The 9,423-nt window shown below is 64.3% G+C and carries 8 protein-coding genes and 1 pseudogene; 8 read left to right on the top strand and 1 reads right to left on the bottom strand.

The window, feature by feature from the left end; all coding sequences use genetic code 11:
* The first annotated feature begins 1 nt into the window (after nt 1).
* Genes KYX69_RS20015 through KYX69_RS20050 form a run of 8 tightly spaced genes read left to right on the top strand, consistent with a single transcriptional unit; the run spans nt 2 to nt 9,160 of the window.
* Nucleotides 2–3,247, top strand: a complete 3,246-nt coding sequence (locus KYX69_RS20015) for a CusA/CzcA family heavy metal efflux RND transporter (protein ID WP_004212878.1) — start codon at nt 2–4, stop codon at nt 3,245–3,247.
* A gap of 53 nt (nt 3,248–3,300) precedes the next feature.
* A complete protein-coding gene (locus tag KYX69_RS20020) occupies nt 3,301–3,789 on the top strand; it encodes an SRPBCC family protein (protein WP_043060768.1) in 489 nt (162 codons plus the stop codon).
* On the top strand, nt 3,786–4,160 hold the full coding sequence (locus KYX69_RS20025) for a hypothetical protein (protein ID WP_300500755.1): 375 nt from the start codon (nt 3,786–3,788) through the stop codon (nt 4,158–4,160). Before KYX69_RS20020 ends, KYX69_RS20025 begins: the two co-directional genes overlap by 4 nt.
* A 47-nt stretch (nt 4,161–4,207) precedes the next feature.
* Entirely contained in the window at nt 4,208–4,621 is a 414-nt protein-coding gene (locus KYX69_RS20030; protein WP_004212881.1) for a hypothetical protein, read from the top strand.
* A 3-nt stretch (nt 4,622–4,624) separates the two neighbouring features.
* Complete coding sequence (locus KYX69_RS20035) at nt 4,625–5,311, top strand: ZIP family metal transporter (protein ID WP_004212882.1); 687 nt, start codon at nt 4,625–4,627, stop codon at nt 5,309–5,311.
* On the top strand, nt 5,308–5,916 hold the full coding sequence (locus KYX69_RS20040; RefSeq protein ID WP_004212885.1) for a cation transporter: 609 nt from the start codon (nt 5,308–5,310) through the stop codon (nt 5,914–5,916). The genes KYX69_RS20035 and KYX69_RS20040 overlap by 4 nt, the downstream gene beginning before the upstream one ends.
* On the top strand, nt 5,913–8,414 hold the full coding sequence (locus KYX69_RS20045; RefSeq protein WP_004212886.1) for a heavy metal translocating P-type ATPase: 2,502 nt from the start codon (nt 5,913–5,915) through the stop codon (nt 8,412–8,414). The genes KYX69_RS20040 and KYX69_RS20045 overlap by 4 nt, the downstream gene beginning before the upstream one ends.
* Entirely contained in the window at nt 8,411–9,160 is a 750-nt protein-coding gene (locus tag KYX69_RS20050; protein WP_004212890.1) for an HAD-IIB family hydrolase, read from the top strand. Before KYX69_RS20045 ends, KYX69_RS20050 begins: the two co-directional genes overlap by 4 nt.
* A 137-nt stretch (nt 9,161–9,297) precedes the next feature.
* Here the strand turns inward: KYX69_RS20050 and KYX69_RS20055 are convergent.
* Nucleotides 9,298–9,423 (bottom strand): annotated as a pseudogene (locus KYX69_RS20055) (IS5/IS1182 family transposase); the annotation flags it as partial.

Below are 9,423 nucleotides of genomic sequence, written 5' to 3' on the forward strand. Positions count from 1 at the left end.
CATGATCGCCCGTATCGTAACCTGGGCGGTCGAGAAGCGCTGGCTAGTCCTGCTCCTCACCGTCATCGTCGCCGCCATCGGCGCCTTTTCCCTCTACCGGCTACCGATCGACGCGGTGCCGGACATCACCAACAATCAGGTCCAGATCAACGTCCGCGCGCCTGCCCTCTCGCCCGAGCTGGTCGAGAAGCAGGTGTCGTTTCCAATCGAAACCGCGCTCGCCGGCACCCCCGGCCTGGAATATACGCGCTCGTTGAGCCGCAACGGCTTCGCGCAGATCACGGCGGTCTTTTCGGACGCGACGGACATCTATTTCGCCCGCCAGCAGGTGGGCGAGCGTCTGCGGGGCGTGCAAGAGAATCTGCCCGACGGCGTGAACCCTGAAATGGGTCCGATCGCGACAGGCCTGGGCGAGGTGTACATGTACACCGTTCGTCTCGATCATCGCGAGGACGACAAGCACAAGCCCGGTGAACCGGGCCAACAGCCCGATGGCAGCTACATCACGCCAGAGGGCGAGCGACTGACGACCGAAGAGGACAAGGCGACCTACCTGCGCACCGCGCAGGACTGGATCGTGACGCCGCTTCTGAAGACCACACCGGGCCTCGCCGGTGTCGACTCGATTGGCGGTTACGCCAAGCAGTTCCTCGTCGTGCCCGACGTGCAGAAGCTGGCCTCGCTCGGCATCACGCTGACGGACCTGGGAAATGCGCTGGAGCGCAATAACACCAGCGTCGGCGGTGGCTTCGTCAATCGCAATGGCGAAGGTCTGGCTGTTCGCTCGGATGCGCTCGTTCGCAATGCCAGCGAGTTGGCCAGGACCGTGATCGCGACACGTAACGGCGTGCCGATCACGGTCGAACAAGTTGCGACTGTGAAGACGGGTCAGGCGATCCGCATGGGTTCGGCATCGGAGAACGGTACCGAAGTCGTCGTCGGCACGGCGATCATGCGGATCGGCGAGAACAGCCGCATCGTGTCGACCGCGGTCGCTGAGAAACTGAAGACGATCAACGCTTCGCTGCCTCCTGACGTCGTAATTCAGCCGGTGCTGAACCGCACCGAGCTGGTCAATTCGACGATCAAGACGGTCGCGAAAAACCTGTCCGAAGGCGCGGTGCTGGTCATCGTCGTGCTCTTCCTGCTGCTCGGCAACTTCCGTGCGGCCCTGATCGCGGCGTTGGTCATCCCGATCACCATGATGCTGACAGGCTTTGGTATGCTGCGCGCTGGGGTCTCGGCCAATCTGATGAGCCTTGGGGCTTTGGACTTCGGTCTGATCGTCGACGGCGCCGTCATCATTGTCGAAAACGCGCTGCGCCGGCTTGCCGAGCAACAGCATCATGAAGGCCGATTGCTCAGCGTCAAGGAACGGCTCGCGACCGTGGCAGCCGCTGCGCGTGAGATGATCCGTCCCTCTGTGTACGGGCAGGCAATCATCATCCTCGTCTACGTACCGCTGCTCACGCTGACCGGCGTGGAGGGTAAAACGTTCGGACCGATGGCGCTGACCGTCATCATCGCGCTCGCCTTCGCCTTCATCCTCTCTCTCACCTTCGTGCCGGCGATGATTGCGATCTGGCTGTCGAAGAAGGTCGAGGAGAAGGACGGCCGCATCATCACGTGGCTGAAGAAGCGCTACGAACCCGGTCTCGACCGGGCCATGAAGCGCCCGACGCTGACGATCGGTGCGGGTGTGGGAAGCCTTGTGGTGGCGGCGCTTGCTTTCACTACGCTCGGCTCGGTGTTCCTGCCGCAGCTCGACGAAGGCGATTTGCTGATCCAGTCGCTCCGCATTCCGGCAACGTCGGTCCAGCAGAGCCAGGCGATGCAGGTGCCGATCGAGCGGATGATGTCGAAGCAGCCGGAGGTGCAATTCGTCTATTCCAAGACGGGCACCGCCGAGCTGGCGGCCGACCCGATGCCGCCGAACGCGACCGACATGTTCGTCATCCTGAAGCCGCGCAAGGATTGGCCGGATCCTGAGCTTCCCAAGGAGGAGCTGGTCAGCCGGATCGAGGGTAATCTCGCGAAGATTCCGGGAAATGCCTACGAGATCACCCAGCCCATCCAGATGCGCTTCAACGAGCTGATCGCCGGCGTGCGCGGCGACATCGCGGTGAAGGTGTTCGGGGACGACTTCAACCAGATGAACCGGACGGCCGAGCAAATCGCGGCGGTGCTGCGCAGAACGCAAGGCGCAGCGGACGTGAAGGTGGAGCAGACGACCGGTCTTCCCATGCTCGACATTCGCGTCAACCGCGACGCGATGGCGCGGTTGGGCGTTACGGCTCAGGATGTGCAGGACACCGTGACTGCGACGATCGGCGGGCGAACATCGGGCCAGATCTTCGAGGGCGACCGTCGCTTCCCCGTGGTGATCCGCCTGTCGGAGGCGCAGCGTGCCGACATCGGCCTGCTCCAACAGGTGCAGGTGCCGGTGGCAGGCGGCGGCTATGTACCGCTGTCCAGCGTCGCCGAGATCAAGGTGGTCGATGGTCCGAACCAGATCAGCCGCGAGAACGGCAAGCGGCGCGTGGTGGTGCAAGCCAACGTGCGTGGCCGCGACGTCGGATCCGTCGTGGCGGATGCGCAGGCGGCGATCGGCAGCCAACTCCGGCTGCCTGCCGGCACCTATCTCGAATGGGGCGGCCAGTTCGAGAACCTCCAATCGGCAAGCGAACGGCTGAAGCTGGTCATTCCGGCTTGCTTCATCTTGATCCTGCTGCTCCTCTACGGGGCGTTGGGATCGGTCCGCGACGCCGCGATCGTGTTCACCGGCGTGCCTTTCGCGCTGGTGGGCGGCGTCCTGTTGCTGTTCCTGCGGGGCATGGACTTCTCGATCTCGGCGGCAGTGGGCTTCATCGCCCTCTCGGGCATCGCGGTCCTCAACGGCCTCGTCATGGTCAGCTCGATCCAAGATCTGATCCGATCAGGGATGAGCCGCGAGGAAGCCGCGCATGTTGGCGCGATGCAGCGTCTGCGACCCGTCATCATGACCGCGCTAGTCGCCAGCCTCGGCTTCGTGCCGATGGCGCTGGGCGAAGGCGCCGGCGCAGAGGTTCAAAAGCCTTTGGCGACGGTCGTCATCGGCGGTCTGATCTCGGCGACGCTTCTTACGCTGTTCGTGCTGCCGACACTCTATGCCCGGTTCGGGCAGAAAGTGATCGAGAAACCCGAGCACTACAATGAGGAGCATGAAGGGGACGACCACGGTCAGACCTTCGTGAACAACTTGGCCTGAAGGGTGAGCGGGGCGATCCGCGATCGCCCCGCTCATCTCTGGGAGATGGGGATATGCCTCGCACCATAACCAGCTCAATGCTTCACGGCGGGCCACTGCGGATCTGGTCGGCGATCACCGATCCGGATCATCGTCGGGCTTGGAGTCCGCTCGTATTCCTCGACAACCCGTGCCAGCTTGGCGAGACGGAATGTACCTTCGCGATCCAGGGCATCACCCGACCAATTCGGACGCCAGCACGGATTGATCGATTCGATAAGCCGCACGCCTTCGCTTGGTCCTGCGGCATCCCTTATCTGTTCACGCTCGAAGAGCGGTACGAGCTGGCAGGGGACGACGGTGGCACCAGGCTAACACATAGCTGCACGCTGCGCGGGGCGCTGTCTTTGCCGTTCGCGGCGATGATGTTGCGTCGCCTGCGGTCCCTGATGATCGAGGCTGACGATCGCCTCGCAACCTATCTGCGCTGGCGGGTGGGTCAGCCTGCCCGTGGGATCAATCGTCAGCGCGTCCCCTCCCGGTACAGGAGGAAGGCGCGATGACGCCGTTGAAGCGGGTTCTGCCCGCCCTCATCCTCGTTATCGGGCTGGCGGCTTGCACGGAAAGCAAGCCGCCAGCCCCGCCAACGGAGCAGCAAATCCATTCGTCCGACAGCGCCGTGGCGACCGGGGAAATGGGGCGCCATCCCTATCGCTGTTCCGACGGGGAACCGCTGTTCGTCGATTACAAGGACAACGGCCTGCAGATCGATTTGCGGCGCTCCAACGGGGGACCGCCGATGATGCTGACCGCGCCAGCGCAGGGCCTGCAATATGTCGGCGAAACAGCCACCGCGACCTTCAAGGGGTCGCAGCTCACCATCGTGGAAGGCGATGGCCGTACCCGGATCTGCGAGCGGGAAGGCACGCGATGAACTGCCCTGCCTTCGAACGCCACAGGGCGCTTCGTCGGAAGAGACCGATGTCTGACACGTCGATTTCAAATGTGACAACCTTGTGCGGCCTGAATCGGGCCGGTCTGGCGATCGCGCGCCTCGGCGTCGTTCTCGTCTCCGGGGCGGTTATAGGGGCGTGTAATCCAGCGCCGACCCAGCCTACCGAGCCGGCGCATGAAAAGCATCTGACGTCGAAACTAATCGCGCAGCGCATCATGTACTGCGACGACGGCACACGCGCCGATGTCGACTTCATCGATGACGGCTTGAAAATGGCCGTCACCTGGCTGCCGAAGGGCAGGACCGAGATCCTGCGCGCGCAGCGAACCGGTGACGAGTTTCGCGGCGACCATTCGCGGGCTGTCGTGGCGGGCGGATCGATCGCGTTCACGCGACGCGGGAAGATCCGCGTCTGCCACCGAACCCCGGAGGAGTCCTAGGAAATGCAGGCACTGCTCTATACGCTTGCGCCTGTGCTGGCGGTCGTGCTCGGCGCGATTGTCGCGAGCCGCACCAAGTTGAAACCTGGCCTCGTGGCGGGCCTACAGCATCTCGCTGCCGGCGTCGTGTTCGCGGCGGCAGCGACCGAAATCCTGCCGCAGGTCAAGCATGAGGCATCGCCCAGCGCGACGTTGATCGGCGGGGCGGCGGGCGTCGCGACCATGCTGGGGCTCAAGGCTCTTGAGGCCCGCTTCAAGGGGCCGATGGCGCTACTCGCCGCGATCGGCATCGACATTCTGGTCGACGGCCTGGTGCTCGGCCTCGCTTTCGTGGCGGGCGAGAAGGCAGGTCTCCTGCTGACGATCGCGCTCACTCTGGAAGTGTTATTTCTGGGACTGACGCTGACCGACGAGCTGGCGGAAACCTATCGCTCGCGCTTGCGCATCATCGTGATCGTCTCGGCATTGGCCCTGCTGCTGCCGATCGGCGCGCTCGCTGCCGTGCCGGTCGCCGCGCTGTCGCCGGTGATGATCGCCGGCTTCCTCAGCTTCGGGCTGATGGCGCTGCTCTACCTCGTCACGGAGGAGTTGCTGGTCGAGGCGCACGAGAAACCCGACACCCCGCTCATCAGCTCGATGTTTTTCGTCGGCTTCCTGGCCCTGCTGACACTTGAGGAGATGATGGGATGATCCCGGGCAACGACAACAATGGCGGGCAGGAGCGCCGCACACTGTGGATCGTCCTGCTGCTGAACGCGGCGATCGCTGCGGGCTTCTTCGTTTCCGGCTTCTTCGCGGACTCGAGCGCGCTGATCGCCAACGGCGTCGACAACCTGTCCGATACGGCTGTGTATGCGCTGAGCCTTGTGGCGCTCACCCGGGGCCAGACATGGAAGACACGCGCCGCGGTCGCTTCGGGCGTCATGCTGCTGATCTTCGCGGGCGGCATCTTGATCGATGTCGGACGGCGCTACGTGCAGGGCAGCGAGCCCATCGGACCTACCATGATGGTCATGTCCGCGATCGCCGGCGTCGTGAATTACCTCTGCCTGCGGCTGCTCCAGCGCCTCAAGGATCCGGACGTCAATCTCCGGGCCGCAACCACCTTCAGCTTCAACGACTTCATTTCCAACGGCGGCATCCTGATCGCCGGCGTGCTGGTGCTGTGGTTGGGTACCAATTGGCCGGACCTGCTGGTCGGCTTCGCCACCGCCATCATCGCCATCAAGGGCGGTGTCGAAATCCTGCGCGACGCGCGCGCCGAAACCAAGAAAAGCGAAAGGAGGTCGTCATGAACGACAAGCTCGAACTCGACATTCCAGTGTTGTTGCCGGACCTTCCTGACGCGGCCGATGCCTGCCTGGACCGTCTCGTATCAACCCTGTCAAAGCGCGAAGGTGTCGAGCGGGCGCATGTGATCTGTCTCGACGGCAACACGCCAGCGGCGCTGTGCATCCATTTCGATGCCGCCAAGCTGCCGCTGCCACGGTTGCGCGAAATGGTGCGCGCCGCAGGTGCCGAAATCACCGAGCGCTACGGCCATGCGATCTGGCAGGTGACGGGGATCAACCACGAACGTCGGGCGCGCACGGTCAGCGATGCGCTGTGCGCCTTGCCCGGCGTGGTCCAGGCAAGCGCCAGCACCAGCGGGTCTGTCCGGGTCGAATATGATCGCCGCGAAACCACCGAAGAGGAGGTGCGCGCTGCGCTTCGCAAGCTGAAGGTGAGGGTGGGCAAGCGGGTCGCTGCCGATGAACATGCCGGCCACGACCACGGCCCCGGGGGCCACGGCGCGGGCGAAGAGAAGCACGGCCCCGGCGATGGCCACGACCATAGCCACGCCGAATTTCTCGGCCCCAATACCGAGCTGATCTTCGCGCTCGCCTGTGGCGCGCTGCTGGGGATCGGCTACGCGATCGAGAGGCTGGTCGCTGGCGCGCCCGAATGGCTGCCGACCGCCTGCTATATCGCAGCCTATTTCTTCGGCGGATTCTTCACGCTGCGCGAGGCGATCGACAACCTCCGGATGAAGAAGTTCGAGATCGACACGCTGATGTTGGTCGCTGCGGCCGGCGCCGCTGCGCTGGGCGCATGGGCCGAAGGTGCGCTGCTGCTGTTCCTGTTCAGCCTCGGCCATGCGCTTGAGCATTATGCAATGGGCCGCGCCAAGAAGGCGATCGAGGCGCTGGCGAAGCTCGCGCCCGAAACCGCGACCGTGCGACGCGGCGGGCAGACCAGCGAAATCCCGGTCGAGCAGATGGTCGTCGGGGACATTGCCATCGTCCGCCCGAACGAGCGCCTGCCTGCCGACGGCTTCGTCATCAAGGGCACCAGCGCGATCAACCAGGCCCCGGTCACGGGTGAAAGCATCCCGGTCGACAAGGTGCCGGTCGCAGATGCCGCAGCGGCACGCGCCAAGCCCGATGCAGTCGACGCGGAAAGCCGGGTTTTTGCTGGTACGATCAACGGCGGCGGCGCGATCGAGATCGAGGTGACACGCCGTTCCAATGAAAGCGCGCTTGCCAAGGTCGTGAAGATGGTGAGCGAAGCGGAGACGCAGAAGTCGCCGACGCAGCGCTTCACCGACCGGTTCGAACGGATCTTCGTGCCCGCCGTCCTGGTCCTGTCAGTGCTCCTGCTGTTCGCATGGGTGGTCGTCGACGAGCCGTTCCGCGACAGCTTCTATCGCGCGATGGCGGTGCTGGTGGCGGCAAGCCCGTGCGCGCTCGCGATCGCAACGCCGAGCGCGGTCCTGTCGGGCGTTGCCCGTGCAGCGCGGGGCGGCGTGCTCGTGAAGGGCGGTGCACCGCTCGAAAACCTCGGGTCGCTCAAAGCGATCGCTTTCGACAAGACGGGCACGCTGACCGAAGGTCGTCCGCGCATCACTGATGTCGTGCCCGTCGATGGCGCCGATGAAGGCGAGTTGCTGGCGCTGGCTGTCGCCGTCGAAGCGTTGAGCGACCATCCCCTGGCCCAAGCGATCGTCAAGGACGGCCGCGAACGTCTGAACGATCGTGCCGTGCCGACTGCCGGCGACCTCAAGAGCCTGACCGGTCGGGGCGTCACCGCGAGCGTGGATGGCGAGACGGTGTGGATCGGCAAGGCCGAGATGTTCGGAAGTGAGGGCATTCCGGCGCTGGGGCAGGGCGCGCAGGACGCAATCGCGAAGCTGCGCGAGAACGGCCGCACGACAATGGTGGTCCGCAAGGGGGACCGCGACCTGGGCGCGATCGGCCTGATGGACACGCCTCGCGAAGCTGCCAAGACCGCGTTGCGTCGGCTGCACGAGATGGGCGTGTCGCGGATGATAATGATCTCCGGCGATCACCAGAAAGTCGCCGAAGCGATCGCCGACGAAGTCGGGATCGACGAAGCGTGGGGCGACCTCATGCCCGAAGACAAGGTTGCCGCGATCAAGAAGCTCGCCGGCGAAGACAAGGTCGCGATGGTGGGCGACGGCGTGAACGATGCGCCGGCGATGGCAAGCGCCACGGTCGGCATCGCGATGGGCGCGGCGGGGTCGGACGTTGCGCTGGAGACAGCCGACGTGGCGCTGATGGCCGACGATCTGGCGCACCTGCCATTCGCAGTCGGTCTTAGCCGCCATACCCGTGGAATCATCCGGCAGAACGTCTTCGTCAGCCTGGGTGTCGTCGCCTTCCTGGTGCCTGCTACCATCCTCGGCCTCGGCATTGGGCCAGCGGTGGCGGTTCATGAGGGATCGACGCTGCTCGTCGTCATCAATGCGCTCAGGCTGCTCGCCTACCGCGATCCGGCAGGGAAGGCGGCATGAAGTGGCTGATCGCCTTCGACCTCGACGGCACGCTTGCCGAGAGCAAGCGGCCGTTATCGGAGGATATGGCCGCAATCCTCGCCCGATTGCTCGCCATCACGGATGTGGCGGTGATCTCGGGCGGGGACTGGCCGCAGTTCGAAAAGCAGATCGCCTCGCGCCTTCCTGCCGGCGTCGCGCTCGACCGTCTCTGGTTGATGCCGACCACAGGCACGAAACTCTATCGGTTCATCAATGGCGCTTGGCGCGCGGTCTATGCCGAACTGTTCGACGACGCGGAGAAGGCGAAGATCCGCACGGCCTTCGATCAGGCGCTGACCGATGCCGGTCTCGCCGACGAACGTATCTGGGGCGAACGGATCGAGGACCGGGGCAGCCAGATCACCTTTTCGGGCCTGGGGCAGGCAGCGCCGCTGAAGGAAAAGGAAGCGTGGGATCCTGACCGAAAGAAGAGGACCGCGTTGCAGGCCACGTTGCGCGCGAAGCTGCCGGAGCTCTCGATCAATCTCGGTGGCACGACATCGATCGACGTGACCAGAGCAGGGATCGACAAGGGCTATGGCCTGAAGCGCCTGAGTGCCGAGAGCGGTGTCCCGCTCGACGGGATGCTGTTCATTGGGGATGCGATATTCCCCGGTGGGAATGACTATCCCGCTGCTGAAATCGGCCTCGACACAGTGAGGGTGCGCGACGTCGCGGAAACCACCGCCGTCGTGACCGCCATCATCGCGTGTCTGCACCGATAGGATCAAGATACATGGTCGGCTCCATCGCGGAATGCCGCATTGTCAAAGCTCTGGCTTCTGTCGCTTAGGGCAGCGCTTCCTAAAACGAAAAGAAGGCAATGTGCGCGTCTCCGCGAACAAAGCCTCCAGCGATCAATCTAGGCCACGTGGACAAAGGGCAACCAGAGCAAAGCTGAGGCGAGACTGACGAAGCCGATATAGGAGTCGGCGGTTTTGTCGTAGCGGGTTGCGACCCTGCGCCAGTTCTTCAGCTTGTTGAACAG

This window comes from Sphingomonas sp. (assembly GCF_030145815.1).
Classification (GTDB): Bacteria; Pseudomonadota; Alphaproteobacteria; order Sphingomonadales; family Sphingomonadaceae; genus Sphingomonas.

Excerpts from the sequence above, each read along its gene's own strand:
- KYX69_RS20015 (WP_004212878.1), top strand. The coding sequence starts at position 2 with ATGATCGCCCGTATCGTAACCTGGGCGGTCGAGAAGCGCTGGCTAGTC.
- KYX69_RS20020 (WP_043060768.1), top strand. The coding sequence starts at position 3,301 with ATGCCTCGCACCATAACCAGCTCAATGCTTCACGGCGGGCCACTGCGG.
- KYX69_RS20025 (WP_300500755.1), top strand. The coding sequence starts at position 3,786 with ATGACGCCGTTGAAGCGGGTTCTGCCCGCCCTCATCCTCGTTATCGGG.
- KYX69_RS20030 (WP_004212881.1), top strand. The coding sequence starts at position 4,208 with ATGTCTGACACGTCGATTTCAAATGTGACAACCTTGTGCGGCCTGAAT.
- KYX69_RS20035 (WP_004212882.1), top strand. The coding sequence starts at position 4,625 with ATGCAGGCACTGCTCTATACGCTTGCGCCTGTGCTGGCGGTCGTGCTC.
- KYX69_RS20040 (WP_004212885.1), top strand. The coding sequence starts at position 5,308 with ATGATCCCGGGCAACGACAACAATGGCGGGCAGGAGCGCCGCACACTG.
- KYX69_RS20045 (WP_004212886.1), top strand. The coding sequence starts at position 5,913 with ATGAACGACAAGCTCGAACTCGACATTCCAGTGTTGTTGCCGGACCTT.
- KYX69_RS20050 (WP_004212890.1), top strand. The coding sequence starts at position 8,411 with ATGAAGTGGCTGATCGCCTTCGACCTCGACGGCACGCTTGCCGAGAGC.